This is a genomic window from Desulfovibrionales bacterium, from assembly GCA_028715605.1.
Classification (GTDB): Bacteria; Desulfobacterota; QYQD01; order QYQD01; family QYQD01; genus QYQD01.
The window spans coordinates 72,936-99,297 of record JAQURM010000009.1 but is presented as its reverse complement, the minus strand read 5'-3'; the positions used below and the strand labels follow the sequence as shown (position 1 = coordinate 99,297).

At 48.1% G+C, this 26,362-nt stretch carries 24 protein-coding genes; 14 read left to right on the top strand and 10 right to left on the bottom strand.

Features of this window, described 5'->3' with window-relative positions; genetic code table 11:
* The first annotated feature begins 278 nt into the window (after window positions 1–278).
* From PHT49_09725 to PHT49_09690, 8 genes are all read left to right on the top strand, one after another.
* Entirely contained in the window at window positions 279–1,295 is a 1,017-nt protein-coding gene (locus PHT49_09725) for a hypothetical protein (protein MDD5452158.1), read from the top strand.
* Window positions 1,296–1,512: 217 nt separating this feature from the next.
* Window positions 1,513–1,755 (top strand): hypothetical protein, encoded by a 243-nt coding sequence (locus tag PHT49_09720; protein MDD5452157.1) that lies wholly within the window; start codon window positions 1,513–1,515, stop codon window positions 1,753–1,755.
* A 130-nt stretch (window positions 1,756–1,885) separates the two neighbouring features.
* Complete coding sequence (locus PHT49_09715) at window positions 1,886–2,545, top strand: substrate-binding domain-containing protein (GenBank protein ID MDD5452156.1); 660 nt, start codon at window positions 1,886–1,888, stop codon at window positions 2,543–2,545.
* Complete coding sequence (locus PHT49_09710; protein ID MDD5452155.1) at window positions 2,484–2,978, top strand: transposase; 495 nt, start codon at window positions 2,484–2,486, stop codon at window positions 2,976–2,978. The genes PHT49_09715 and PHT49_09710 overlap by 62 nt, the downstream gene beginning before the upstream one ends.
* Complete coding sequence (locus PHT49_09705; GenBank protein MDD5452154.1) at window positions 2,975–3,394, top strand: hypothetical protein; 420 nt, start codon at window positions 2,975–2,977, stop codon at window positions 3,392–3,394. Before PHT49_09710 ends, PHT49_09705 begins: the two co-directional genes overlap by 4 nt.
* A 232-nt stretch (window positions 3,395–3,626) precedes the next feature.
* Window positions 3,627–3,917 (top strand): nucleotidyltransferase domain-containing protein, encoded by a 291-nt coding sequence (locus PHT49_09700; protein MDD5452153.1) that lies wholly within the window; start codon window positions 3,627–3,629, stop codon window positions 3,915–3,917.
* Entirely contained in the window at window positions 3,910–4,281 is a 372-nt protein-coding gene (locus tag PHT49_09695; protein ID MDD5452152.1) for a DUF86 domain-containing protein, read from the top strand. The genes PHT49_09700 and PHT49_09695 overlap by 8 nt, the downstream gene beginning before the upstream one ends.
* A 428-nt stretch (window positions 4,282–4,709) precedes the next feature.
* On the top strand, window positions 4,710–5,879 hold the full coding sequence (locus PHT49_09690; protein ID MDD5452151.1) for an ATP-binding protein: 1,170 nt from the start codon (window positions 4,710–4,712) through the stop codon (window positions 5,877–5,879).
* A gap of 57 nt (window positions 5,880–5,936) precedes the next feature.
* On the opposite strand, the gene PHT49_09685 is transcribed toward PHT49_09690, so the two are convergent.
* The 3 genes from PHT49_09685 to PHT49_09675 form a co-directional block, all read right to left on the bottom strand.
* On the bottom strand, window positions 5,937–7,115 hold the full coding sequence (locus tag PHT49_09685) for an ATP-binding protein (GenBank protein MDD5452150.1): 1,179 nt from the start codon (window positions 7,113–7,115) through the stop codon (window positions 5,937–5,939).
* A 111-nt stretch (window positions 7,116–7,226) separates the two neighbouring features.
* Window positions 7,227–8,192 carry an ATP-binding cassette domain-containing protein gene (locus tag PHT49_09680; GenBank protein MDD5452149.1) on the bottom strand — a complete coding sequence of 322 codons (966 nt, stop codon included), beginning with the start codon at window positions 8,190–8,192 and terminating at the stop codon, window positions 7,227–7,229.
* Window positions 8,189–9,178: an ABC transporter ATP-binding protein gene (locus PHT49_09675; GenBank protein ID MDD5452148.1), complete on the bottom strand. Its 990-nt coding sequence runs from the start codon at window positions 9,176–9,178 to the stop codon at window positions 8,189–8,191. The genes PHT49_09680 and PHT49_09675 overlap by 4 nt, the downstream gene beginning before the upstream one ends.
* A 259-nt stretch (window positions 9,179–9,437) precedes the next feature.
* Between PHT49_09675 and PHT49_09670 the strand changes: the two genes are divergently transcribed.
* From PHT49_09670 to PHT49_09650, 5 genes are all read left to right on the top strand, one after another.
* Complete coding sequence (locus PHT49_09670) at window positions 9,438–11,114, top strand: peptide-binding protein (protein MDD5452147.1); 1,677 nt, start codon at window positions 9,438–9,440, stop codon at window positions 11,112–11,114.
* A 116-nt stretch (window positions 11,115–11,230) separates the two neighbouring features.
* The gene (locus PHT49_09665) at window positions 11,231–12,205 is read left to right on the top strand and encodes an ABC transporter permease (GenBank protein MDD5452146.1); all 975 of its coding nucleotides are present in this window, start codon (window positions 11,231–11,233) and stop codon (window positions 12,203–12,205) included.
* Between the two features lie 3 nt (window positions 12,206–12,208).
* Window positions 12,209–13,063, top strand: coding sequence for an ABC transporter permease (locus PHT49_09660; GenBank protein ID MDD5452145.1), 855 nt, complete (start codon window positions 12,209–12,211; stop codon window positions 13,061–13,063).
* The gene (locus PHT49_09655) at window positions 13,060–16,026 is read left to right on the top strand and encodes a tetratricopeptide repeat protein (protein MDD5452144.1); all 2,967 of its coding nucleotides are present in this window, start codon (window positions 13,060–13,062) and stop codon (window positions 16,024–16,026) included. Before PHT49_09660 ends, PHT49_09655 begins: the two co-directional genes overlap by 4 nt.
* Window positions 16,027–16,689: 663 nt before the next feature.
* Window positions 16,690–18,471 (top strand): aldehyde ferredoxin oxidoreductase family protein, encoded by a 1,782-nt coding sequence (locus tag PHT49_09650; protein MDD5452143.1) that lies wholly within the window; start codon window positions 16,690–16,692, stop codon window positions 18,469–18,471.
* Window positions 18,472–18,473: 2 nt separating this feature from the next.
* Here the strand turns inward: PHT49_09650 and PHT49_09645 are convergent, their stop codons facing one another.
* On the bottom strand, window positions 18,474–19,208 hold the full coding sequence (locus PHT49_09645; protein ID MDD5452142.1) for a PEP-CTERM sorting domain-containing protein: 735 nt from the start codon (window positions 19,206–19,208) through the stop codon (window positions 18,474–18,476).
* 220 nt (window positions 19,209–19,428) lie between these two features.
* Window positions 19,429–20,238: a C39 family peptidase gene (locus PHT49_09640; protein ID MDD5452141.1), complete on the bottom strand. Its 810-nt coding sequence runs from the start codon at window positions 20,236–20,238 to the stop codon at window positions 19,429–19,431.
* Between the two features lie 229 nt (window positions 20,239–20,467).
* On the opposite strand from PHT49_09640, the gene PHT49_09635 reads away from it, so the two are divergent.
* The gene (locus PHT49_09635; GenBank protein MDD5452140.1) at window positions 20,468–20,773 is read left to right on the top strand and encodes a transposase; all 306 of its coding nucleotides are present in this window, start codon (window positions 20,468–20,470) and stop codon (window positions 20,771–20,773) included.
* Window positions 20,774–21,044: 271 nt separating this feature from the next.
* Here the strand turns inward: PHT49_09635 and PHT49_09630 are convergent, their stop codons facing one another.
* From PHT49_09630 to PHT49_09610, 5 genes are all read right to left on the bottom strand, one after another.
* Window positions 21,045–21,644 carry a PEP-CTERM sorting domain-containing protein gene (locus PHT49_09630; protein ID MDD5452139.1) on the bottom strand — a complete coding sequence of 200 codons (600 nt, stop codon included), beginning with the start codon at window positions 21,642–21,644 and terminating at the stop codon, window positions 21,045–21,047.
* Between the two features lie 161 nt (window positions 21,645–21,805).
* Entirely contained in the window at window positions 21,806–22,564 is a 759-nt protein-coding gene (locus tag PHT49_09625; GenBank protein ID MDD5452138.1) for a PEP-CTERM sorting domain-containing protein, read from the bottom strand.
* 298 nt (window positions 22,565–22,862) lie between these two features.
* Entirely contained in the window at window positions 22,863–23,429 is a 567-nt protein-coding gene (locus tag PHT49_09620; protein ID MDD5452137.1) for a helix-hairpin-helix domain-containing protein, read from the bottom strand.
* 21 nt (window positions 23,430–23,450) lie between these two features.
* Window positions 23,451–25,040, bottom strand: coding sequence for a citramalate synthase (gene cimA, locus PHT49_09615; protein ID MDD5452136.1), 1,590 nt, complete (start codon window positions 25,038–25,040; stop codon window positions 23,451–23,453).
* Window positions 25,041–25,083: 43 nt separating this feature from the next.
* A complete protein-coding gene (locus PHT49_09610; protein MDD5452135.1) occupies window positions 25,084–26,322 on the bottom strand; it encodes an aspartate kinase in 1,239 nt (412 codons plus the stop codon).
* Between the last annotated feature and the right edge of the window lie 40 nt (window positions 26,323–26,362).

Genomic DNA, 26,362 nt, shown 5'->3' with positions numbered 1-26,362 from the left:
CTGAAAAAGATATTGCGGTTGCAGTTAAAAAGCTTAATCATAGACCAAGAAAGTGCCTTGGCTACCGGTCTCCCCATGAAGTCTTCTGGCATAGATCAAGTGGTGCACTTGCAACTTGAATTCACCATTAATGAAACTTGTTACAACGAAGTCGCTCGATTGAATCCCCATAGACAATGGGGGCGCGGCTCCGTTCAACATGATTGTATCCGGAATTCCGCTACGCTTCACTCCGTATACAATCTTTACCGTTAGGTCCAAGAAAGGGGGAAAACATCATGAATGGAAATGATGTACATGAGATGTCCGAACTTTATCGCAAAACTCGGAAGGCTGTTTACGAAGAGGCAACTCGACCCCTGTCTAATAATCCAGATATACATAGGAAGAATAAAGAAAGACTAAAAAAAGGCGTGGAAAAGCTGTGTGATGACGCTGAATTAAGGAAATATCGTGGAACAGATAAGAATACAGCAACCGCTATTTGGCATCACTTATGGACAAAAATCAGATATGCCTACATTTTATCGCAGACCGCTACAACAGAGATAAATGATATAGAAAGTATTTTCGATGATTACGAAAGATTTTCTGGGGAAGATTGGAATATAGAAGCATTAGGACATACATTTATTAGAGGTGGGCATCAAGTTCATGACTTTTTTAATAGGACAGGTGACTTTTTAAATAAGCAAACAATCGGCAATGTCCAGAAACTTGTTAAGATAGTGTCTGTGGCGAGGCTATTAATAGATTTTCTTAACAATAAGGGTACAAACATACCGGTTCTTGATTTTGTAAAAAATGGTTACAGCGATGAAAATGTGTGGGCCATACACGGGAATTTGATGAAAATAGGATATCGAGGCAATCTGACAGCCTTACACTTTATGATGGATCTTGGTTTTCAGGTGATAAAACCAGATATCGTTATTTCAAAGATATTTCTAGACTGGGGCTGGCTGCATAAGAAAATCCCAGGACTTCCGAAAGATTTAAGCTTTAAAGATTTGCAGGGCAAAGGAAAATACGGACAACGGTTCAAATACACAAGCGAAAAGATGTATAAACCTGCTATAAATTTAGCTCGGGAAATTGTATCAAAAACAAAGCAAGAGGATTTAGAAAAAGATATAGGCTGGGTGACAGGCAATCCAATCCGTGAGTTTGATATTTTTCTTGTGAAATATGGCCAGCAACCAGAGAAAGAATTTGGAATAGAACGAACACTCTATGAAGCAACGATTATAGATGAAAAGGGCATAAGTTCATGTGGAGCAAAAATATATTCATAGACCGCATAGACCTAACAACCGCATCAACTCGGACTGGCAATTCCGCGTAGCGGAATTGCCAGTCGGTTATGCGGGGCGTTGAGCCTGTAGAAAAACCCTATTCGGGCCGTTTTGGAGAAATTGCAATCTAATAATTTCGATAGGTTATAAACGTGAAAGGCTTCAGAGTCCTCTAAATTTGACCTTTTTCTACAGACTCGTTAGAAAGGAAAACAGCATGATCGAACCAGACCAATACCAATCGACGGAAGATGCTATTAAAGATCTGACAAGCTCACTAAGGCCACTTGGTCGACTCTCGATTTTGGAGCCTTCTAATCTGTCATTGGCTAAAGCTATTTTCAAGAAGCTGAAATCAGCTGGAATTTTACCAACAAAGGAAGAAATAAAACAATTTGCCACGCAATACGGTTGGGATACGAAACAGGCTGATAAGCTCGCAAAGAAATTTGGCGTTTAGTTGCTCTCAGAAAGTGTGTGTGCAAGAAAAAATGAGGAATCAATCCATTGCGTGGACTGGCAATTATGGTGCGTTCCATTGCTAGTCGGTTACTCTTCACATTAGAATGAATTGTGAGGGCTATTAAATCATGCGCGAATCCGAGTTCAATGATTTCGTCATTATCGGCCCCGCAAATGATCCGGCCAGGGTAAGGGGCGTCAAATCCGCAGCAGAAGCATTTCATAAAATTGTAGAAAGCGCCTGTCCGTTTGTATCACGGGGTGACAAATCAGGCACGCATACGAAGGAATTGTCCATATGGGAAAAGACCGGTACAGACCCGAAGGGACAGAAGTGGTATCTTGAAGTGGGCCAGGGAATGGAAAAGACACAGAGGATTGCCAACGAAAAGCGCGCCTACACGCTTACGGACCGAGGTACCTGGCTGGCGACAAAAGACAAAGATAAGCTGGAGATGATAATTGCCCTGGAAGGCGATCCCACCCTCTTTAATCAATACGGAGTTATGGCGGTGAATCCACAAAGGCATAAGCATGTGAAATACAAAGAGGCGACGGCGTTTATAGACTGGCTCATATCAAAGGAAGGGCAACAGGCCATAGCCTCTTACAGCCCCGTAGGGTGGGCTTTGCCCACCGAAAATCCTGACAATATGTTGGGGAGACAGGTAATATTAAATGCCGAATTATCGAAGGGCACGGGAGGGAAATACATATTTTTTCACGGTGGTTACGCACCAACGGCAGCCGATTCTTTGTCTGGAAGAATCGAGAGCACTGTTACGTGAAATCACCGCAAGGGTGCGCAATTCGCATCCTTTCATCATTGAAGCCTGGGTCTTGCTGCCGGATCATATGCACTGCATTTGGCGTTTACCGGATGGAGACATCAATTATTCGTTGCGTTGGGCGCTGATAAAGACTGAGTTTACCAAGAGGGCCCGGGGTTGGCTGGACACCCCGAATCCAACCCCGTCTCGAAAGAAGCATAGAGAAGGTACGGTGTGGCAAAGACGTTTTTGGGAACACATGATTCGAGACGATCAGGATTTTTCGGCTCATTGTGATTACATCCATTACAATCTGGTAAAGCATCGGATTGTAGATGCACCGAAGGACTGGCCGTATTCGACATTTCATCGTTATGTTGAGAAAGGGATGTACTCGCCGGATTGGGGTGCGACACCGGTGGAGATTCCGATCGATGTCGGCAGAGAATGAAGGACGACAAAGACGGTGGGCAAAGCCCACCCTACTGGGCTGGCGAAAAAGACATATTTCGTATGGGAGCCCCGTTCGGTTTCAATTTATTGAACGATTTTTCAGGAATGACCTATATATTCTTCGGCAATTTCACCGCCCTTCGTCCAGAAATAATTATTTGGCGATTAAACATGCTTAATGACCTAATACGGGAAAGGATGTCGTCTCTAAGCGAGAGGATCGAGCTTAAGTTGGTTACGCTAGAGCAGATAAAACTGGTAGAGAGCCTCTTTGCAAAAATGAAAATATGGCTCCTTGTCACCAGCGATGATGATAAGGCCGTGGTTCTGTCTGCGGCCAAGAATGTTGAATTCTTTCAGAGGCTGGAAATGTTTTCTATTGCTGATATAAGAAAAGGATTAGATATCCTTTGATATAGTTCCATAGGGACCACCAAGGCGCAAGACAGCAGCAGTATATATAGGGGTCAGCCCAAAGGACCGGCAGGGGCGTTGTTTCTTGCGTTGCTTTTCTTTTGATTTGAAAAAGAGTGTAAACTCCGTCAGTATTACACAAGCGATTGGATAGAAGGCGGATGGGTGTTATGCAACGTAAGAAACGTCCCGTAGGACGCAATTATGGAAGTGACTACAGGAGGGCGAACAAATGGAAAGGGATGAAATAATACAGACCCTGCGCGGCTTTGTGGAGATGAACAGGGATAAATACGAAATCAAACGGATCGGTGTCTTCGGTTCAGCGGCCAGAGACAACATGAATGAGCAAAGCGATATTGACGTTGTTGTTGAGCTTGGCAAACCGGATCTGTTCTACCTTGTCGGCATTAAGCAGGATCTGGAGGAGAAGTTTCAGAAGCCTGTGGATATAGTAAGATACAGGGACAGAATGAATGCATTTTTAAAGAAAAGGATAGACAAGGAAGCCGTATATGTATGACAGAGAGCTTGTTTTAGAAATACTGGGGCAGATTTATCAGGCAGCGCAGACAATTTTAGAACGTTTTGAGCCTGTAAAAACAGTAAGCGATTTTACAGGCTCGCCGGCAGGCATGGAAAAACTTGACAGCATATGCATGCTGCTGATTGCAATTGGTGAAGCATTGAAAAATCTGGACAAAACCACAAACAAATCCCTGTTGCCGAGGTTTCCTCAGGTTGACTGGAGTAAAGCCAAAGGCATGCGGGATATCATAAGCCATCATTATTTTGAAACGGATGCAGAGGTAATATACGACGTTTGCAAAAACCATATTCCCGAACTGGCGCAAACCATAAATAAAATGATTAGACAATTATCATAATGGCGCTACACAAAGACCTTCCAAAATCACTTCCTAGGAACCCGAGTGCGGGATGTAGGCGGGCACAAATTGTCGCGACAAATTGTGTAACCTTATGAGCACAACCGGGCTATAGGAGGAATAAAGATATTGATACCGGGAATTAACTCGTGAAGACACTATCGTTGAACAAAATCCACAGTGTTGGGAAATTGGGGACAGCCATGAAATAATGCAATTCTCTACGTGCTTGATTGAGAAGCCCTGTAGGGTGGGCTTTGCCCACCGAAAGCATTGCACAATGAGATATAAGAAATGGCCCGGGTCATCAAGATACTAGTATCGCTTTCCGGCCCATCCAAGTCATCCTCCCTTTAGACAAGAAATAGCATATTAACATTATGCAGGTATTATTTGACAAATAGTTTGACTTAATGTAAATTAGCGGCATGATTAAACCAAGAGATATCTATGAAAAAATCAGACCGTATTTCGATTCTCCGGAGGCGATTATTGTTACCGGCATGCGTAGAACCGGCAAGACTACGCTTCTCCATCTGGTCTTTGACCAGATAAAGTCCAGGAACAAGCTTTTTCTGGATTTGGAAAATCCATTAAACAGAAAATATTTCGAGGAGACTAATTACGACCGCATAAAGGTATCCCTTGAGTTCCTGGGAATCGACTTCACCGGAAGGCCTCTTGTCTTTTTGGATGAGATACAGATGGTAAAAAACCTGCCGTCTGTGCTCAAATATTTTATCGATCATTACCATGTAAAATTCTTCTTAACCGGCTCAGCCAGCTTCTACCTTAAGAACCTGTTTACCGAGTCCCTTGCCGGAAGAAAGTATATCTTTGAGCTTTTTCCTTTAAGCTTCAGGGAATTTCTTCTGTTCAAAGGGAGCGCTCTAAGGATACCCGAAACGGCTACCGATATCACCCGTCCTATCTATGAGGCGATCAGGCCGCTCTATGACGAGTATATTTTATTCGGCGGTTTCCCGGGGGTGGTGTTGAAAAGCAGCGCCGAAGAAAAAAGGAGGGCGCTGGAAGAGATATTCTCCTCCTTTTTTCAACTGGAAATCCTCCAGTTGGGAGATTTCCGCAGAAATGACGTGATTCGTGACTTGATGCTGCTCCTGATGCAACGACTCGGCTCCAGACTGGACATTCAAAGGATTTCCAAGGAATTGGGAATTTCCAGACCTACGTTGAGTGAATATATCTCATTCTTGGAAGGAACGTACTTTATAAAGAGAATAAGACCATTCAGCAGTGGAAAAGACACTGAGATCAGAAAGATGCCCAAGGTGTACGTGTGTGACACCGGTCTGGCGAATCATCTTGCCAGACTGGATCCGGGCAGCCTTTTTGAAAACAGTATCTTTCAAAGTCTCGCGCTCAAGGGAGAACTCAACTATTATCAGAAGAAAGGCGGAACTGAAATAGACTTCATTGTGGACAAAAGCCAGGCTTACGAGGTTAAGGTCAGTCCTCAGGCATCCGACGTTAAAAGGCTCAGGTCCATAGCCATGGAACTGAAATTGAAAGGGTTTAAAGTCGTTTCGAAAAACTACAGCGAGATGGAAAACGTTATCTATGGCTTCATGTTGTGACCACAGCTACAGCCTAGCCCCGTAAGGTGACAGTGTTATTGTGCCCACCGAAACAACTTATGTAACAAGGTTAAGGTAACCCATTCCAAATGCCATCTTCCAGGGGATAACCGGAACTTCTCCGACCATATACGGTGTATCGCACGTAGAAACACAGAGGCATACGGCACGGGGGTGATCATCCCTGAACGCTTTTAGCCCCCTGAGATCGCCGGATTTTACTACCCGTGACGATTTGATCTCAATGGCCCATAAGTTGTCTCCCTCTTCTAACACCATATCTACTTCTGCTCCATGCGCAGACCTCCAGTGGAAGATGCGAATAGGTTTTTCGGCATACCGGACAAGACGATAGGTCTCCAGGACTATAAGGTGTTCAAATAACATTCCATATACGGTTGGCCCTCCCACTGATGAAACGGAGGTTCTGCCGTTAAGGGTATTGATGACACCCAGATCAAAGAGATAATATTTGGGATGTATCGTCAACCGCTTCCGGGCGCTTTTCAGGTAGGGTTCCAGTTTAACGGCGATCAGTGTATCCTCAAGTATTTGATAGTATCCTTTTATGGTTTTACTGCTTACTCCGGCCTCCCGGGATATAGTGGAAAAATTTACGATTTTCCCGCTCTGGTCGGCCGCCATGTCCAGGAACCGGCTGAATGCTCCGATATTCCTGACGATAGCCTCGTCAAGTATTTCCTCCTTCAGATAGGTCTGCACGTAGGCCCTCAACGTCCGGAACGCATCTTCAAGCGGTTCGTCAATTATCGGAGGAAGTGTTCCCCTGAGCAGGACTTCGTCAAGGTCGAATTTTTCGCCTAGTTCTATATGAGTAAAAGGGAATAAAAAATATTGCCAGGCCCTCCCGGCCAGCATATTTACGGAGACCCTTTTCAGTTTCCGGGCGCTTGACCCCGTCAATACAAAAGATACTCTATTTCTGAACTTCTCGATAAGATAGTGCACTTCGTCAAGGAGTTCGGGACATTTCTGTATCTCATCTATAAATATGAAGACCTTGCCTTTACTCCTTGCTAAAAACTCTGTCTCCGCCCTGAGCAGATCCGGGTTCGTCTTGTATTTCAAGAACACATCCCTTTTTAAGAGATCGATCTCAAGATAATCCGTACCCGCTAACAGGTGCTTAACCAGCGTACTCTTCCCCACCTGTCTCGGGCCGAAGAGGAAGATACTTCTGCGCCTAAAGGGCAGATTAGGCATTCTTGTAATCATAGTTCAATTATACCGTGTAAAATTGGAATGTCAATTCTTATTTTATTCCATGCGCGGTTTGCGTGCTTAAAAACAAAGAGGAAATCATTAAACCCACCAAAACCACTGGCCCTACCGGATATGGCAGGAGAGCCACTGCCTCTGGCTGGCTTCGTGCCAGAGGGGCTTATCCGTCGTGCAGATGTCCTTTTGGTATGGACAGCGGGGGTGAAAGGGACAGCCCGGTGGAATGTTTAAGGGGCTGGGTGGATCTCCCTCCAGGACTATACGCTTTTGACGGCGGGTAGGGTCAGGAGAAGGGGCGGCCGCCAAGAGGGCCTCGGTATAGGGGTGGTGGGGGACCTGTCCGAGGAGATTTTTGTCTATTATTTCCACGATTTTTCCGAGGTACATGACGGCGATGCGGGTGCTCAGGTAATGTACGACCTGAAGGTCGTGGGCAATAAAGAGATAGGTAAGATTGAATTTGTTTTTGAGGTCCAGGAGGAGATTGATTACCTGGGCCTGTATCGAGACGTCCAGGGAAGAGACCGGCTCGTCCGCCACGATGAATTCCGGATGCAGGGCTAAGGCACGGGCGATGCCGATCCTCTGCCTTTGTCCGCCGCTGAATTCATGCGGATAGCGATAGAGTTGGTCTTCGCCAATACCCACCTCTCCGAGTATATGGGTGACCTTTTCGATCAGTTCTGTCCTGCCGCGGCAGAGCTTGTGGATTACGAACGGTTCGGCCACAATATCGAATATGTTCCGGCGTGGATTAAGCGACGAGTAGGGATCCTGGAATATGATCTGCATATCCCTGCGCAAATTCCGCATCTGTCTCTGGGATAAAGAGGAGACGTCCCGGCCCTTATAGAAAACCTGGCCTGAGGCAGGTTCCTCTAGTTTCAGTATGAGGCGGCCTAATGTGGACTTGCCGCAGCCGCTTTCACCCACCAACCCTAATATCTCGCCCGGCATGATGGTAAGGTTAACGCCGGCCACGGCCTGTAAGTCGTGGTCTTTCCCGCCCCAGAAGCCGCTCCGCACCTGATAATGTTTAAACAGGTCTTTGACTTCAACCACTGGTTTCATGGCCGGTCTGCCTTTAAAAAGCACCGCACGAAGTGCCCTTTTTCTACCTCAAGAAGTTGTGGTTCGGTGCTGAGACATTCTTTATGTACCTCGTTACAGCGGTTCTGAAAGGTGCAGCCTCCGGGCAGGGCGGAAAGCGCCGGGACCGTGCCGGGTATGGGCGTGAGGCGGTGTAGTGGTTCCTTATCCAACGAGACGTGCGGCAGAGAGGCCAGGAGCCCCCTGGTATAGGGATGGAGCGGCCGGGAAAAGAGGTTATCGACATCGGCCTCTTCAACTATGCGTCCGGCGTACATGACGATAACCCTTTGGCCTACCTCGGCCACCACGCCGAGATTGTGGGTAATCAAAAGGAGGGCCATGCCGGTTTTCTTTTTGATCCCGGTGAGCAGATCCAGTATCTGGGCCTGGATGGTGACGTCCAGGGCCGTGGTCGGTTCATCGGCAATTACAAGGTCCGGCCGGCAGGCCAGGGCCATGGCGATCATAACCCTTTGTCTTAGTCCGCCGCTCAGTTGGTGGGGGTAATGCCTTATCCGTTCGGCAGGTGAGGGGACGCCGACCAGGCCGAGGAGTTCAACGGCCTTTTGTTCGGCCTGATGGTGCGTCATCTTTTCATGTACGAGTATGGCCTCTGTGATCTGGTCGCCTATGGTGAAGACCGGATTGAGCGCGGTCATCGGCTCCTGGAAGACCATGGAAATCCGTCGTCCCCGGAGTCTGCGCAGGTCTTCCTTTCCCAGTTTCATAATATTCCGGCCGTCGAACAGGATTGAACCGGAGACTATCCTGCCGGGAGGGTCCGGGATGAGCCTCAGTATGGACAGAGCCGTGACACTCTTGCCACAGCCGGACTCGCCTACGACGCAGACAGTTTCGCCCTTTTCCACAGTGAAGCTTACGCCATCAACCGCCTTTAAGGTGCCTTCTTCGGTGTAAAAATATGTCGTTAAGTCCTGGACGGAAAGTAGTGGCTGGGATGTCATGGGCGGCGCTCATTCAAAAAAACAACCGTTTCCGGCCTACGGTCGGCCTGAGGCCGGCTGGGAGTTCTCTTCGATCAGCGATTAGCTGTCAGCATGTTTGTTATCCGTTATCCGTTCACCGTTGTCCGATATTTTCTTTCGGTAAACGGTCAACAGTAAACGGTGAACCGGCTTCATGCTGATGGCCGACTGCCGACCAGACTATAATAAAACAAAGATTGTTTCAAGGGAATGTTTGCCGTATAATGCGTTCTTGGATATGAAAGCGCCGGCAAAGATATTGGAAATCAGCGGCCGCATGCTCCTGGTCTGGGGGGTTCTTGCCCTCATATCTTGCCCGGCCTGCTCCCGGCCGGAAGACAGCAGTGAGACCCCGGGGCGTCCGGCAGCAGCCGGACCGCCCTGCTATGGCGACACCCTGATCACCGGGTCTATCGGAGAGCCTTCAAATTTAATTCCGATCCTTGCTTCCGATAGTTCTTCTCATGAGGTGGCCGGCCTCATATACAACGGCCTCGTGAAATATGACAAAGACCTGAAGCTGGTGGGTGATCTGGCCGAATCGTTTGAGGTCTCAAAATCCGGGCTGGTCATTACCTTTCATCTGCGAAAGGGGGTAAGGTGGCATGACGGCCAACCTTTTACCGCCGCAGACGTCTTATTTACCTATAAGACTATGATCGATCCTCGCACCCCAACCGCCTATGCCGAAGACTTCCTTCAGGTGGAAAGGGCGGAGGCGACGGACCCTTATACCTTCCGGGTTACCTATAAAAAGCCTTTTGCCCCGGCCCTGGCCAGTTGGGGGATTTCTGTTCTGCCCGGACATCTTCTGGAAGGAAGGGATATCATGAAGAGCCCTCTGGTGCGCCATCCCATAGGCACAGGCCCCTTTATCTTCAAGGAATGGAAGGCCGGGGAAAAGGTTGTCCTTGCCTATAATCCCGATTACTTCGAGGGCCGTCCCTATATCGATCGCTTTATCTACAGGATTATCCCCGATTCTGCTACCATGTTCATGGAACTTAAGGCCGGAGGTATAGATAACATGGGCCTTAGCCCGCTTCAATATGCCCGGCAGACGGAGTATCGAAAGTTTAAAGAGAACTTTAACAAGTACCGCTATCCGGCCTTTGCCTATACCTATCTGGGGTTTAATCTGGAAGATGAAAAGTTCAGGGACAGGCGGGTAAGGCAGGCCATTTCCTATGCCATCGATCGCGGAGAGATTATCGAAGGGGTTCTGCTTGGTCTGGGGCAGGAGGCCACCGGGCCGTATAAACCCGGCACCTGGGCCTATAATCCCAATATAAGGCAATATCCCTACGACCCCGTCAAGGCCCGGGAACTTCTACAAGAGGCGGGGTGGCGGGATGCGGATGGTGACGGCATATTGGACAAGGGTGGGATACCATTTCGTTTCACCATTATTACCAACCAGGGGAATGATATCCGTGCTCGGACGGCAGAGATCATCCAGCGCCGGCTGAAAGAGGTCGGCATTAATGTCAATATCCGGATTATTGAATGGGCTGCCTTTATCAAGGAATTTATCGAGAAAAAGGCGTTTGAAGCTACTCTCCTGGGATGGACAATAAGCCAGGACCCCGATATATACGACGTCTGGCACTCTTCCAAGACAAGACCCGGAGAGTTAAACTTCATCTCTTATAGAAATACAGAGGTAGATGCCTTGCTGGAAAAAGGCAGACGCACCTTTGACCAAGGGGAACGCAGAAAAATTTACTGGCGTATTCAGGAGATACTGGCCGAGGAAGTGCCTTATGTGTTTCTCTATGTCCCGGACGCCCTTCCCGTGGTTCAGGCCCGTTTTCAGGGTATTGAACCCGCCGCCGCGGGTATAACCTATAACCTGATTAAGTGGTATGTGCCAAAGACGGAGCAGAGGTATAAGATAGTAACCGTTGACCGTTGACCGTTCACCGAAGAAGACGTTTTTCGCCCTTTTCATGGACAACGGCGAACTGATAACGGTGAACGATTCAAATGATAGTTGACAGATAATAGCTGAATGCTGAAAGCTAATAGATAATGGCCACTTATATCCTGAAAAGATTATTCCTCATGATTCCAATTTTTCTGGGGATAACCGTTATCTCCTTTGCCGTCCTGCATCTTGCCCCTGGCGCGCCCACGGAGATGCAGACCATGATGCAGCCCAAGGTCTCTCTGGAGGCCCGGGCCCGCCTCAACGCCATCTACGGCCTGGATAAGCCCCTCCCTATACAGTATTTTGACTGGCTGAAGAGACTGGTGCGATTTGACTTTGGCCGGTCTTTTTCGTCTGACAACCGGCCGGTACAGGAGAAGATCATGGAGAGGTTGCCGGTCACCCTCTTTATCAACATCCTCTCTCTGGTTCTTATCTTAGTTGTGGCCATACCCATCGGGATACTCTCTGCGGTTCACCGGTATTCTCTTTTTGACAAGGCCACCACGCTTTTTGTCTTTATAGGGTTTGCCACCCCGACCTTCTGGCTGGCACTGCTTTTGATGCTCGTTTTTGGCGTACATCTGGACTGGCTGCCCATATCCGGCCTCAAGTCCCTGAACTATGAATACCTTGGTTTCTGGGGTAAAACGGTTGACCTGGGCAGGCATCTCATTCTCCCGGTCCTGCTTTCGGCGTTCGGCGGGTTAGCCGGCCTTTCGCGCTATATGCGGTCCAACATGCTGGAGGTAATACGGCAGGATTATATCCTTACGGCCAGGGCTAAAGGCCTGCCTGAACGGGTGGTTATCTATAAACACGCCCTGCGCAATGCCTTGCTTCCGGTGGTGACTGTCCTGGGCCTGTCTATCCCCGGCCTCATCGGCGGCAGCGTCATCTTTGAATCGATATTTGCCATTCCAGGCATGGGACAGCTATTTTACGGGGCGGTCATGGCCAGAGACTATCCGGTAGTCATGGGTGAGCTGGTCATCGGGGCGGTTCTGACCCTTATCGGTAACCTGGTAGCGGATATCTCTTATGCCCTGGTTGATCCACGGATACGGGTGCGATAAGTAATGACAAGGGCCTTGGTTAAAGAATTCTGGCGGCGCTTCAGACGTCATCGCCTGGGGTTAATAGGGGCGGGGGTTGTATGGCTTCTTTTTATCATTTCTCTGGCGGCCCCTGTACTTTCTCCCTACGATCCAAGTTATATTGATATCAAATCTATCCTGGAACCACCCAGTTATGACCATCCCCTTGGCACTGATCAGTTGGGCCGCGATGTCCTCAGCCGGATTATCTGGGGAGGGCGCATATCCCTTATGGTAGGGTTTGTAGCCGTGGGTATCGCTATGGTTATCGGTGTCTTTTTAGGGGCTATGGCTGGTTATTACGCTGGTTATGTGGATACGATTATTATGCGTTTTGTGGATATTATGCTCTGTTTCCCGACGTTTTTTTTGATTCTGGCGGTCGTGGCCTTGCTTGAGCCCAGCATCTGGAATATCATGGTGGTCATCGGGGCAACGGGGTGGATGGGAATGGCCCGTTTGATTCGGGCGGAGATACTGTCCATAAAGGAGAGGGACTATGTCCTGGCGGCCCGGGCCTTAGGAGCCAGCCATACCCGCATAATATGGAGGCATATTATACCGAATGCCATGGCTCCGGTACTGGTCGCTGCCACTCTGGGCGTAGCTGCGGCCATACTGACCGAATCTGCCCTGAGTTTTTTGGGTATTGGTGTCCAGCCGCCCACGCCGAGTTGGGGTAATATCCTTACCGCGGGCAAGGACAGTATTGAAGTAGCCTGGTGGCTTTCTTTTTATCCGGGTATGGCTATACTTATTACTGTGCTTGGCTATAACCTCCTTGGTGAAGGTATAAGGGATGCTATCGATCCACGACTGAGGGAAGGAAGAGGATGATAAGAAAGGGTTGTGTCCTCCTAATCTGGTTTTTCCTGATGGGGGTTGCGGATGTAACGGCAGCCGACAAGGTGTCGGGTAATAAGGCCGCTTCTCCGCCTGCGGTTCCCGGCACAAGAATAATTATGAAACAGGAAGATGCGCCGCGATGGAAAAGCAAATGGGACCTGGCGCGTAAATTTACCCGCCAGAAGAAATATGACGTAGCCCTGGTTCTGTACAGGGAAGTATTGGAGATCAAGCCTAACCTGGATGACGCCCGTTTTGAGATGGCCCAGATATTGAGATATATGGGGAAAGATACAGAGGCTATAGAGGCCCTGGAGATTTTTTTAGAGTCAAAGCCTGACCGCACCGATGCCATGCTTCCTCTGGCCGAACTTTTGGCTGCCCACGAGAATGAAAAAAGGGCCGTAAAACTTTACGAACAGATACTTTTAAAGGAATCCGCGAATTTTTCCGCCCTGAAGGGTCTGGGAGAGGCTTATCTTAAGCTAAAAAGCTATTCAGAGGCATCTAATTATCTACTTAAGGCATTGAGTTTAAACCCCCGAGACGTGGATCTGATTTATAAGATGGCTATCTGTCTGGATAACCTGGGAAAATACGGCGAAGCCGTAGCCTATTACCAAAGGCTGATCGGCCTTAAAGGCAACGATCCGGTTTTTATTCACCGTTATGTGGACTCTCTTATAAGCGCCGGTCGTGAGACAGAGGCCATAGAGGTGCTTGCCGGATTTCTGAAAACTTATCCGGATAATCTGGCGGGCCATGATAAGATTGCCCAGCTTTATCTTAAGAAAGAGAAGAAGAAAGAGGCGCTGCCTCATCTGAAAGAGGCGCTGGCCAAAAATCGAAATGACAGTAAGCTCCTTTTTAAGATAGGGCAGATTGAAAGTGAACTCGGGCTTTACAAAGATGCCGCAGTCAGCCTCCAGGCCCTGTTAAAGATTGAACCGAAACACAGAGAGGGGATGGTTGTACTTGCTCAAGCCCTTTCTGCCGGCGGACAATACCCGGCAGCTATAGAACAGTATAAGACCTACCTGTCCCTTGCCCCAAAGGACGAAGAGGCTCTTAAAGAACTGGCCGGAATTTACCTAAAGACCAAAGAATATACAGAGGCCTCTGCCATATATGAGAAACTAAGCCAGGAGTACCCCCAAAAAACAGGCCTTAAAATTGATTTGGCTGATATATGGCTGAAAATGGGTGAACAGGAAAAGGCCCTTAAGCCCCTTGAGGATGTTTTATCCCTTGAGCCTAAGAATAAAGAGGCCCTGGTGAAGAGGGTCACAATACTACAGACATTGGGCAGGATAGGTGAGGCCACCCGGGCCTGGCAGACGGTGGTCGAGGTTTATCCTGACCTCTCGCCAGCAAAGCTGGCCTTGGCCCATCTCCTTATTGAACAGGCCCGGGTGGCTGCGGCCCAAAAGTTATTCTGCTCTGTTCTTGCTGCTGATGCTAAGAACCCGGAGGCATCGAAGGGATTGGCAAAGACGTATGAGGTAAGGGGTGAGCTGGATTTAGCCCTGGATACATATAAGAAGATACTGGCTACTTATCCCGATGATAAGGATGCAACGTTCGGTCTGGCCCGCACTTACGAGGGCCTGAAGGATTATGAAGAGGCCGGTAAGTGTTATGTCCGTCTGCTGGCCGAAAATCCCGACTCCCAGGAGGCCCTGCTTGGCCTTGCCCGTCTGGCAAGGCTCTCCGGTAACTACTATAAGAGTCGGATGATGTATTCAGACATTTTAAAACGCTGCCCTGACCTTGAAGTCGCCTGCGGCGGACTGGCAGAGCTTTACATTGACGAAGGACGTGCGGATTATGCCCGGGCGGAATATCAGAAGATGATCTTAAAAGATCCGGGTTTGGCGGCGGGGATTCGGGGCCTGGCCCTTCTCCATCTGAGAGATAATGAGTACAAGGCGGCTGAGGAACTTCTAAGGAGTTATCTTGCCTCTCACAGCGGCAGCGACGGGTATCGTCTTCTACTGGCCCGAATACTTATGGGGCGCGAAAAATGGGACGAGGCCGCGGGTATTTATCAATCAATGTTTAGCAGTGGCGATACGGCCGGAGAGGCGCGGACCGGGCTGGCCGAAAATTACTATAGAAGCGAACGATTTCCGCAGGCCGTGGCCGTTTATAATGCGGCGTTACAGGAAATGCCATACTCAGCGCTGGCATTAACCGGACTCAGAAAATCTCTGGTCGAAGCCGGTGACGGCATATATTTTGAGACTATTGGCCTGGAGATCGAAGGGCTATGCCGGCGCCGTCCTGATATCTTTTGGAATGATGATTTCTTTAAAAGTGAACTCCTTGACTGGCCGGAGAAGGTGACTCTGTACCGGAAGATCAAAGAGAACAATCCCGAGCACTTCCTGGCCGGATGGTTTTTGGCCCAGGCCCTGGAGCATGTGGATGTGGATAGAGCACTAAAGGAATATGAAGACTGGGTGGAGAAATATTCGGATAATGAGGGGGGATTGCTCAAGCTGGCCCGGCTTTACGCCCGGAAGTTTGCCTTTTCTAAGGCCCTGGCCCGGTATGATAAGCTTCTGGCCATCGATCCCAATAATGCCCTTTACCAGGGCGAAAAGATACAACTGTTTTTTGATTGGGGGCGTGGCAATGAGGCCCTGGTCCTTTTAAAAACGCTCCTTAGCCCTCATGTCGATGACGTAATTGAAGAAAAGCTTAAACAACTAGCGGAGAACGAAGAGGACCAGGAGATAAAGGATAAGCTGGTTCGCTTTCTTTCCAAAAGACCTAAGGGCTCTGTCTATTGGTTGTATGAAAAAGTTTCCCGCGAGATTGAAAAGAAAAGGTTCCCGCAAAAACTCCTCCCCGGCATGGAGCGAATCCGCCTGGACCTGTATGGAGATTACCTGATTCAGAAAAGAGCGCACGATAAAGGGAGAATCTTCAGCATTATTCCCCGGAGGTAGAGATTGCCGGGGCCACATCTCCATATTTTATGGAAGCCCTCATTCCTTCGCTTCACGGCCTGCGCAGTGACCCTTTCGGGGCTCGCAGGTGGGGAAGGGTTTTACCCCTTTCCGCCTGAGGCGGACTTTCCCCTTCCTGCTCCTCCTCGAAAGGTACCCCATTGCTCCAGCAAGTTACGCTCAGGAACAATGGCTTCCATAATATGTGGGAAAAGTCCACTAAGTACAAACTTGACAGGAACTGTTTTTGGGTACATTATTGGAGTGTTAATGAAATGGAGACGACATGGAAAATGTGCTGATTATAATACTGGTCATAGCCTTTTTTGTGGCGCTGTTTAAGTGGGTAGTGCCTCGCCTAAAGCCGCCAACCTCCTTCAGTTGTCCTACCTGAGCGACTAAAAGACCTCACTCTGCGGGCCGCAGAAATAATAAATGAAGTAACACCTTAGGTTTTTGAAAAATATGCCTGGGCAAGGCGCTATAAAAGCCAAAATCCCCCTCAATCCCCCTTTTTCAAAGGGGGAGGTGTTTCTCCTCCCTTTGGAAAAGGGAGGTTGGGAGGGATTTAAGAATACTCTTTCAACCAGCTAATCTGATACGAATTTTTTTGCTTGTCAGTAAATCCCTGGATTGATCTTTAGCAAGGCAGGATGGGGCGAAATGACCGGTTATTGGAAGAAGCTTCTTAGGGTAAATCTTACCAGCGGGAAAACCGAGACAGAAGAGATACCTGAGGAGATTATCACCAAATACCTTGGCGCCAAGGGTATCGGGGCCTACTACTTTATAAAAGGTCTTAAAAAGGGCATCGACCCCCTTTCTCCTGAAAATAGAATTATCCTGGCTACAGGGCCTTTTCAGGGTACGGAAATTCTATCTAGTGGCCGTTTCGCGGTCATTACCAAGTCTCCCCTTACCGGCATATTTCTGGATAGCTATAGCGGGGGGCTGTTTGGCCCTGGCCTCAAATACTGCGGTTTTGATCTGGCGATCATAGAAGGCAAGGCCAAGGAGCCAGTGTACGTCTCTATAACCAATGGCCGCGCTGAGATAAAGAACGCCACGCACCTGTGGGGAAGGACCACGGCTGAAACAGAAAAGATTATAAAGTCAGCGGAAGGCAAGGATACGAAGGTAGTTTCCATCGGCGTGGCCGGAGAAAACAGGGCGCTTTTCTCCTGCCTGATTAGTGACAGGCGCCGCGCCGCGGGCCGGGGAGGAGCCGGGGCGGTCTTCGGGGCGAAGAACCTTAAGGCCGTAGCGGTAAACGGCACGCTGGCTATACCGGTTCATGATGCTAAAAAGATAAAGGAATTAAATCAAAGGGCCGTTCGGGCCGCAGCGCAGAGGCGTAAAGATAACGCCGGCTTTTATCTTTACGGCACCTCGTCAGTATTGGAATATTCCCACCGGAAAGACCGCTTACCGGTCCTCAATTTTCAAAAAGGTGAGTGGGAATACTATGAGGGACTGGATGGGGAGACCATCCACAGGGAGAATAAGGTTAAATTCAATCCCTGTTGTCCCTGCCCGATTGCCTGTGGCGGCATTATGGTTGCTCAAGGTAAAGACCGGCCGGAGTATGAGACCCTGGCTATGCTGGGGGCAAACTGCGGCTTAAAGAGATATGAGGCCGTGGTTAAGGCCAATGAGCTATGTGATCTTTACGGCCTGGATACGATTTCGACCGGCAATGTCATCGCCTTTGCCATGGAATGTTCGGAAAAATGGATAATAAAAGAAAAGATTAAGTTCGGCGATGAAACGAGGCTTTTGTCATTGATTGAGGAGATTGCTTATCGCAGGGGCATAGGCGGGCAGTTGGGGCTGGGCGCCAAAAGATTAGCCGGGATGTGGGGACACGGTTCGCGTGATTTTGCCATGCATGTGAAAGGTCTTGAGATTCCAGCCTGGAATACACGGGGACAGTTAGGCCAGGGGCTGGCCTATATGACCGCTGATATCGGGGCCAGCCACTTACGCGATGGCCTTGCGGAGCATAGTCCGCCTGATAAACCGGCCATGGAGGTTGTCAAGGAGCTGGTGGAGGCCCAAAACGAGACTATTGCCAGAGATAACTACATAATATGCGCTTTTGCCCTGTACACTATTACGCACCAGATGTGTCTTGATTATTTTAAGGCCGCAACGGGTTTGGGATTGAATAAAGAGAAGATTCAGGAGATAGGTAATCGAATATTCACCCTTATTCGAGGCTTTAATTGTGGAGAGGGGATAACGCGCAAGGACGATAGCCTCCCGGCCAGGGCCATGAATGAACCCCTGCCTTCTGGAGTGGCCAAAGGCTGTAAGGCGTTTGTTAGTGAGGAAGATAAAGAGCAGTGTCTGAATAGATACTATGAACTGCGCGGCTGGGACAATAATGGTATTCCCAAAAAGGAGACACTTGAGAAACTAGGGATAGAGAGACTGACCCGGTGAGATCACGATATTTTTTTAAAGAACTTTTTTCGCCTGATTCCTGCCAGACCAACCAAACCGGAACCGACGAGAAGCATCGTAGCGGGTTCAGGAACCGGAGGATTTCCACCACCTGTATCTCCATCTCCGATCCAGCCACTTCCATCAGTGTCTATGCCTGGGGAATTTGGATCATCAATGCCCTGGACATGGGCTGCTGATCTATAGCTACCGTTGCCGCCTCCTGGAGCACTATAAAAATTGAAGGATGAAGCGGTAAGTCCTGGGATACCTGAAATTACGTAAACCGAATAATCATCCTCACCGAATCGAGTAGATACGCTTGCTGTATCAAAAGAGAATTTGATATCAAAATACCCGTCTCCATCTGCCTTAAAGGCGTTACTTCCGGTCAAAAACGAGGTTGCCTGGACGCTAGAGTAATATGTATCGTAAGTAAAGGTTAAGGAAGTGACAGCAAGATTGGGATCGAGATTGAGATACCAATCACTTACAAATTCTGATCCAGTCAGGTTCGTAGCCTCCATCTTCAATACAACCGTACCATCAGTGTTATCTATAAAAGTCGCAGTGAGCCATGGAGTGGATGGGGAAGAAGGAGCCTGTGCGCCGGAGAACTCGGTATCAAGTCCAATCGTCAATGGCAGCGCCAGGACAGGTATCGGAGATAAAGCTAAACTCACCAGCGCAACGGGAACCATCCATACGAATATAAAAAAACTTTTTAAAGTTTTCATCCTCATTTCTCTCCGTCAATATAAGCCCTTTATGGTAGTTTATTCCAAGAAAAGCAAATCTTATGCCATAGTTTTAACTTATTGTTTTTATAACATATGCTTAAATGAGTCTTTATAAAAAGTGGAAAAAGGTTACCACTTGAGGAGAAAAATTTTTCTTCTTTTAGTAATTTATTTTCACCTTGTTTATGTACTGTTAGGTTTAATGTAACTTAGTAAATTAGGAGCGATGAGTCGTCCATTTTCTTATTACGAGGCCAATCAGGCCGCTGGCTAAGAGAAGTATGGCTGAAGGCTCGGGGATCGTTACATCTGGAGGATCGAGAGGTTGGATAAACGTGGCGTATCCCACTCCCCAAGGGTTACCAAGTCCAAGAAAGGGTTTCCATACAAGGGTTTCATATTCGCTCCAGGTAGTATACAGTCCATAGCAAAGATTATCCGGGTCGTATCCCAATACCGGTACGAAGTGGTCCGTACCCCCGTTGCCGTCAGTATCGACCAGGAACATCAAAGGCCGTCCGGCATCGATTTCAGCAATCAAACTGTCCCATGTGGAATTGCTACTATATGGCTCGTACCAGGCGTCAAAAGTATATCCACGATAGTTGGCGTATCCGATAAAAGCGTCATTGGAGAAAGACTGGTAACTCCAACCGTAGCCAAGAGGATCTTCCGAGGTATGAAAAAAGTCAGCGATACTGGTGTCGGGCGGTTCAGGTAAATTGCTGTTATCCGGCGTCGGATCATACTTTTCATTGTGTGCCGGACTGGAAATATGGTTTTGGACGTTCGCCGTGAGATAGACGCTATCCCATCCACTGGCATCAAATAAGTTGTCATAGCCGTGGAGGTCCCAGTAGCCGATAACAGAGGCGGCGGCAGTAGGCCCACAGCCGTGGTACCAATTGTAGGCCGGGACATTTGAGAGAGTTATCGGTAAGGCAGCAGCAGAAGGTATATCCATCAGCCATGATGATGCTATTTCTACCAGAAGGAAGCTTATCGTTATAAGTAAGAACTTACGCATAAATGACATCCTTCCCTCCCCTGGATTGGATACCCCTGTTATATAGGTTTAGACGAGAAGCTTTTGGCTCTTCGTAAGAATATGAGCCAAATCCCTTTGTAGGGTTCGCGAGAATGCCCGGAACGAAGGTTGACTCATGTTTGTTAACAGTATTATACATTTTACGTTCGGAGGCAAGGACCATTGTGTAGTTTCGGCTAATTTTTTCGTTAACGAACTGAGGATGAAGTTGAAGCCAAAAAAGGGGCGTAAGTTGCCGTGCAGTGTTTGCGGGAGACGCATCCGCCCAAAGGACAAACTCAAGAGAGGAGTTGGAGACATATTTTCCTCTGGGGTATCCCGGTCTTTCTTTGCTACCGGCCCAGGAGAGTGGAATGTCCGGAACATGGGATCAGTTGGCCAACGTCATCTCATGGAGGCGATTGATAAGGTCCGAAAAATGGAGGCCGATACATTGGCCGAAGCAGAGTGCAAAGAACTTAAAGGGACCAAATACATCTGGTTGAAAAATCTCTGGAACCTCACCGAGAACTAGAAGGTCAGGCTTTCGGATATCCTTAATGGTCTTGGTAAACTCCAACTGCCTCAATGTCAGCACAGATTCTTATGAGAGGTCAAGAAATTATTGAAGTGTTTCGGACTGTTCCCATAGACTCAACAAGCAAACTAAGCAGCGGTGGCCAAGAACCTTGCCGTGTAACGACGCAACCAGCTTCCCGCCGTCCGCTTGGATGCCTGGTTCGGTGTTTTTTGCCGCCGATTAAAATGGGAAAGGCAGAGCCTTAATGACCCTGCCTTTCAATTGGTCACTTTTTCCTTCTTTTTAGCCTGGTTCCGGCAAAGCCCGCTATACCGGTACCAAAGAGAAGCATGGTGGCAGGTTCAGGGACTGGAGTTGTGCCGAAAGCCTGAAATTCACCAACTGAATACTTATTATCTCCTCCTGTGGCATAAATGCGAAGGTATTGGGCTGAAATAGGATTAACAAAATCAATTTGCGAAATGTATTCAGGACCACCGGAAATAGTGCTCATAGTGTCCATGCCCCACCCTATCTCACCGTATGAACTGGCAATTGTGAACAATTCGCTCCAGTTTTGATTATCCAGCGAATAGTCCACTCTGTATGTATCATTATTGTCAATAGAAAGAATCATATCTTCAATATGAAATGTCGTGCCATAATCGAAAGTAAAAGTAGGTGATGTGCCATACCACCAAACTGTATTTGTTTGCCATTGAGTCCCTTCGGTAGGGATATAGTTATCGTACAGAAGCGAAACTGAGTTGTTAAAAGTTCCAGTGCCCGTAACCGATGATGGTGTTAGCTGTATAGCTTCTGCCGTTCCAGTTATCCAGGCTATAAAAAATCCTACGACCAATCCTGCTAATAATCTCTTTTCCATTGTCATTATTCCTTTTATTGGTTCCTAGGCCTCTTTTGAAGGCCAAGTCTGCCTCTGATTCTGGCAGGCCCAAAGAAACATTTGTCGACTTTAAATGGTGCCCACAAAGTGGTCCTTTTCGGCACTCAGACTACCAGATTAATTTCTAATGGCCTAGAGCTTTATTTTTTAGAAAATTTTTTTCTGCCGAGCGCGGCCAGGCCTATCAGCCCGGAGCCCAAAAGGGTCATGGTAGCCGGTTCAGGAACCGGAGTGCCGCCCCCCGTAAACCTTTCATATACTACATCGTTGGAACAATTCACGGTCCAGCTGATAATGAAGTCATCTGAACCAAGGTATATTGGGTAATCTGAGAAGTCAAAAAAAGAGGTGACTTCAGTGCCTGTGGCTCCGGGGATTTGCCAACCCGAAAAATAGGTGGTTTGTGCAGTAGTGGAAGTGCCCAGATTAATCGCAATCGGGTGACGGTCCCTGATACAGTAACCATACCAAGTACCTGTATTGTCATTACCCGAAAGTATATAGGATGAGTCATTGTCACCCTTTATCGAGGAAATATTAATAGAGAAAAGACCGTAATCGCCCGCTGTTTTTTGCCCATTTGTCTTCACCAGATAGTCCCAGGTATTATCCGCTCCAATATCAATAAAAAGGTCGCTCGGTTTCAGGACATTCCAAATACTCAGGTAATTATCTGCCTTATAATTAAAGCAAATGTTTTCAAGGTGACCATTGCTTGATATAGATACCTTACCTCCGGTAAAATTTGGTATTCCAATGGTATCCCTAGTATCATCAGTCGTTCCGTTTTCCCATGTAGGCCAATAGTAAGAAGTATCGCTAAAGGGGATCTCTATTGCAAAAGCCTGTGACGAGACAAAAATGATCAATAAAACAAGCAAAGCCAACCGCTTTTTCATACTGTTCTCCTGAGATGTAATGCAATACCTACATGCCATATGGCAACGATGATTGTTGCCGACACTTTTTTGTCTGGAATAAAAAGCAACTTTTATGCCAACGTATTTAAAATGACTCCGGAATATAATAAATATAACGTTGTCAATTAGTTATAATAAATGGGGAAATCTGGTATAGGCCGTCAATCAATTAAGAAGTGGAAATGAAATACCAATTGTGAGAACTTCATTTCCACTGTGTGTAAAACTTTTCACATTTTTACAGGTATTGACCAAAAATTAGGAAAAAGGGGGGAATTCAATTTTTTACAGTTACATAGGGTGCTATTTCTTTTAGTTTCTTTTCCCCGATCCCCTTGATATTCATAAGATCAGCAAGGTCTTCGTACGGTCCATTTTGTTCGCGAAAGATAATGATGCGCCGGGCAAGTTGCGGCCCGATGCCGGGGATGAGTTCCAGATTCTGTTCCGTGGCCGTGCTTAAGGGCATGGGTATGCCCAGGAGAAGGCGTTCGGGATTCGTCATGGGAATAATTTTAACCTCATCTGTCCCCTCCGGTTTAGGGGTAACCAGAAGCTTTGTAGCGGTAGGCACTTTCTGTGACGGGAGGGCAGGGGAGGGCAAGTGATTTCGTTTCAAACCGCCCGCCCTTTCAATTACTTCTTTGACTGATGGTTGTAAGTAGAAAGTATAGAGGCCGGGAGATCGGACTTCACCCATGACTCGGACGTATTTTAGACCCTGGGTGGGAAATGACTCTGTAGGTGAGGCTGACCCGGGAGTTCTGCCATAAGAGAGGTAAAGATAGACACCGAGCAAGATAACAGCCAGTAATAGGATGGCCTGTTGCTCGTATCTGGTCATAAACGTTCAAACGTGTAAACGCTAACTCACCCCTTTTTTCTTTTTGCTGTCTTTAAGGAGCTTATAATTAATGCCATCCACGAGGGCCTGCCAACTGGCCTCGATGATGTCTGTGGAAACGCCCACCGTGCCCCAGGTATCTTCCCTGTCGCTGCTTTCGATAAGCACTCTTACCCGGGCGCCGGTGCCGGTCTTATCAGGGATGACGCGTACCTTATAGTCATCGAGGTGAATTTCCTTGAGTTCCGGATAAAACTTTTCCAGGGCCTTACGGATGGCATTGTCCAGGGCGTTTACCGGCCCATTGCCGATGGCGGCCGTATGCTCGACCTTCCCGCCGACTCCAAGCATGATGGTTGCTTCCGCCTGCGCCTCATCGGCTTCTTTTGATTTCTGGTCAATGACCCGGAACCCGAGAAGATCGAAATATTTTTTCTGCGTACCGAGGGCCCTTTGCATCAAGAGTTCAAAGGAGGCCTCGGCCCCTTCAAACTGATATCCCTGATTTTCCAGTTCCTTGAGTTGCTTCAATATCTCCAGTACAACCGGATCACGACTTTCGAGGTCCAGGCCGTACCGCATGGCCTTATGGAGGATATTGCTCTTTCCGGAGAGGTCGGATATAAGTATCCGCTGTATATTTCCCACCTTTTCCGGACGGATGTGTTCATAGGTTTCCGGATTTCTCTGCACGGCGCTTACGTGGATGCCTCCCTTGTGAGCAAAGGCGCTGGCCCCTACATAGGGTTGATATTTGTTGTGGGGCAGGTTGGCAATTTCCGTTATAAACCGCGATATCTCACTGAGCCTGGTGAGATGCTCATCTGTGATGCACGGTATCCTCATTTTCAGCATCAGGTTGGGAATGATCGTACACAGGTTGGCGTTCCCGCAGCGTTCACCATAGCCGTTCATCGTTCCCTGTACCTGAGAAGCCCCCAGCTCCGCGGCAACCAGGGAATTAGCCACCGCCAATCCGCTATCGTTGTGGGTATGAATGCCAAAGGAGACATTTTTAAATTCTTTTTTTACCTTACCGATGATCTTAGCCACTTCCTGGGGCAACGTCCCGCCATTGGTATCACAGAGGACAAGGCAGTCTGCACCGGCAGCGACAGCCTGCCCCAGCGTGGCCAGGGCATAATCCGGCTTGGCCTTAAATCCATCAAAGAAATGTTCGGCATCATAAAAAAGCCTCTTTACATGGGGACGGAGATAAGCTAAGGAATCACGGATTATCTCCAGATTACGCTCCAGGCTGATACGCAAGGCATCACGAACGTGTACATCCCAGGTCTTGCCAAAGATAGTAATAACCTCTGTCTGTGCCTCTACAAGGGCGCGCAGGTTGATGTCTTGTTCCGGTGTGGCGCGCGGATTATGGGTGCTGCCAAATGCCGTAATCCTGGCTGAGGAAAGGGCGTAATTTTTTATTTCCTTAAAGAACTGTACGTCCTTGGGGTTTGACCCGGGCCACCCACCCTCAATATAGTGGATACCCAATTCATCGAGCTTTAGAGAAATCCGTACCTTGTCTTCGACCGAAACGTTAAAATCTTCGGCCTGGGTGCCGTCTCTTAATGTAGTATCATAGACTTCTATACGTCGCATTCTTGATACCTCTTAAAAATTCGAATTTCGAAATTCGAATTTACTACGTGGTTTCCGGCAGGTCTTTTGTGCCTCCCAATTCGAATGCATCATGCAGGACACGCACGGCCAGCTCGGTATATTTCTCGTCTATAATTGCTGAAATCTTTATTTCAGAGGTGCTTATCATCATGATGTTTATGTTGTGTGCGGCCAAGGCGCCGAACATCTTGCCGGCGATACCTACGTGGTTACGCATACCCAGACCGATCAGGGAGACCTTGGCGATGTTCTCATCACCCATAACGCGTTCACAGCCGATCTCTTTTCCGAGCCGTTGCACTATCTCCATGGCCTTTCTGAAATCGGCCCTAGGTACGGTAAAGGTGAGATCGGTCAGGTCTGAGGCCCGGGTGTTCTGAATAATCATATCCACAGCAATGTTGGCATCTGAAATAGGTGTGAATATCCTGGCAGCAATGCCCGGCTTGTCCGGCACCTTGGTCAGGGTAATGCGGGCCTCGCTTTTGTTATAGGTCACGCCCGTCACCACTCTATCTTCCATTTCTTCTTCCTCCTGTACAACCATTGTTCCTGGATTGTTGTTGAAAGATGAACGTATATGCATGGGAACATTATATCGTTTCGCAAATTCTACCGACCGGATCTCCATGACCTTTGCCCCCAGGCTGGCCATTTCCAGCAGCTCATCATAAGAGATGCGATCTATCTTGCGGGCATTGGAGCAGACATTGGGATCGGTGGTAAAGACCCCTTCTACGTCTGTAAATATCTCGCATAGATCGGCGCCCAGCGCGGACGCCAGCGCGACCGCTGTAGTGTCTGATCCGCCCCGCCCCAAGGTGGTAATGTTCCCATCGGCATCTATGCCCTGGAACCCGGCAATAACTATAATACGTCCCTGTTTCAGGTTTTCTCTGATCAGAGATGTATCAATATCTGTAATACGGGCCTTGCCATAGGCGTTGTCGGTTAGAATACGGACCTGGTGGCCGAGAAAAGAACGGGCATCGCAGCCCATGGTTTTGGCGGCTATGGCAAAGAGGGCGATGGTTATTTGCTCACCCGTAGAAACAAGTACATCCAGTTCGCGCGGATCAGGGTCTTCAGTTATCTGATGGGCCAGCGAGATAAGCTTATTTGTTTCGCCGGACATGGCGGAAAGCACGACCACCACGTCATTTCCCTGTTTTTTGGTTTCGATGACCCTCCGGACTACCCGTCTGATCCGTTCTGTATCACCGACCGATGTCCCGCCGTATTTTTGTACGATTAAAGCCATGCTTCAGAATTCTCCTCCAAGGCCTTATAAAATAGTACGC

Excerpts from the sequence above, each read along its gene's own strand:
- PHT49_09725 (MDD5452158.1), top strand. The coding sequence starts at position 279 with ATGAATGGAAATGATGTACATGAGATGTCCGAACTTTATCGCAAAACT.
- PHT49_09610 (MDD5452135.1), bottom strand. The coding sequence starts at position 26,322 with ATGGCTTTAATCGTACAAAAATACGGCGGGACATCGGTCGGTGATACA.
- PHT49_09700 (MDD5452153.1), top strand. The coding sequence starts at position 3,627 with ATGGAAAGGGATGAAATAATACAGACCCTGCGCGGCTTTGTGGAGATG.
- PHT49_09675 (MDD5452148.1), bottom strand. The coding sequence starts at position 9,178 with ATGACATCCCAGCCACTACTTTCCGTCCAGGACTTAACGACATATTTT.
- PHT49_09650 (MDD5452143.1), top strand. The coding sequence starts at position 16,690 with ATGACCGGTTATTGGAAGAAGCTTCTTAGGGTAAATCTTACCAGCGGG.
- cimA (MDD5452136.1), bottom strand. The coding sequence starts at position 25,040 with ATGCGACGTATAGAAGTCTATGATACTACATTAAGAGACGGCACCCAG.
- PHT49_09660 (MDD5452145.1), top strand. The coding sequence starts at position 12,209 with ATGACAAGGGCCTTGGTTAAAGAATTCTGGCGGCGCTTCAGACGTCAT.
- PHT49_09625 (MDD5452138.1), bottom strand. The coding sequence starts at position 22,564 with ATGAAAAAGCGGTTGGCTTTGCTTGTTTTATTGATCATTTTTGTCTCG.
- PHT49_09695 (MDD5452152.1), top strand. The coding sequence starts at position 3,910 with ATGTATGACAGAGAGCTTGTTTTAGAAATACTGGGGCAGATTTATCAG.
- PHT49_09640 (MDD5452141.1), bottom strand. The coding sequence starts at position 20,238 with ATGCGTAAGTTCTTACTTATAACGATAAGCTTCCTTCTGGTAGAAATA.
- PHT49_09645 (MDD5452142.1), bottom strand. The coding sequence starts at position 19,208 with ATGAAAACTTTAAAAAGTTTTTTTATATTCGTATGGATGGTTCCCGTT.
- PHT49_09715 (MDD5452156.1), top strand. The coding sequence starts at position 1,886 with ATGCGCGAATCCGAGTTCAATGATTTCGTCATTATCGGCCCCGCAAAT.
- PHT49_09720 (MDD5452157.1), top strand. The coding sequence starts at position 1,513 with ATGATCGAACCAGACCAATACCAATCGACGGAAGATGCTATTAAAGAT.
- PHT49_09665 (MDD5452146.1), top strand. The coding sequence starts at position 11,231 with ATGGCCACTTATATCCTGAAAAGATTATTCCTCATGATTCCAATTTTT.
- PHT49_09685 (MDD5452150.1), bottom strand. The coding sequence starts at position 7,115 with ATGATTACAAGAATGCCTAATCTGCCCTTTAGGCGCAGAAGTATCTTC.
- PHT49_09690 (MDD5452151.1), top strand. The coding sequence starts at position 4,710 with ATGATTAAACCAAGAGATATCTATGAAAAAATCAGACCGTATTTCGAT.
- PHT49_09680 (MDD5452149.1), bottom strand. The coding sequence starts at position 8,192 with ATGAAACCAGTGGTTGAAGTCAAAGACCTGTTTAAACATTATCAGGTG.
- PHT49_09670 (MDD5452147.1), top strand. The coding sequence starts at position 9,438 with ATGAAAGCGCCGGCAAAGATATTGGAAATCAGCGGCCGCATGCTCCTG.
- PHT49_09655 (MDD5452144.1), top strand. The coding sequence starts at position 13,060 with ATGATAAGAAAGGGTTGTGTCCTCCTAATCTGGTTTTTCCTGATGGGG.
- PHT49_09630 (MDD5452139.1), bottom strand. The coding sequence starts at position 21,644 with ATGGAAAAGAGATTATTAGCAGGATTGGTCGTAGGATTTTTTATAGCC.
- PHT49_09620 (MDD5452137.1), bottom strand. The coding sequence starts at position 23,429 with ATGACCAGATACGAGCAACAGGCCATCCTATTACTGGCTGTTATCTTG.
- PHT49_09705 (MDD5452154.1), top strand. The coding sequence starts at position 2,975 with ATGAAGGACGACAAAGACGGTGGGCAAAGCCCACCCTACTGGGCTGGC.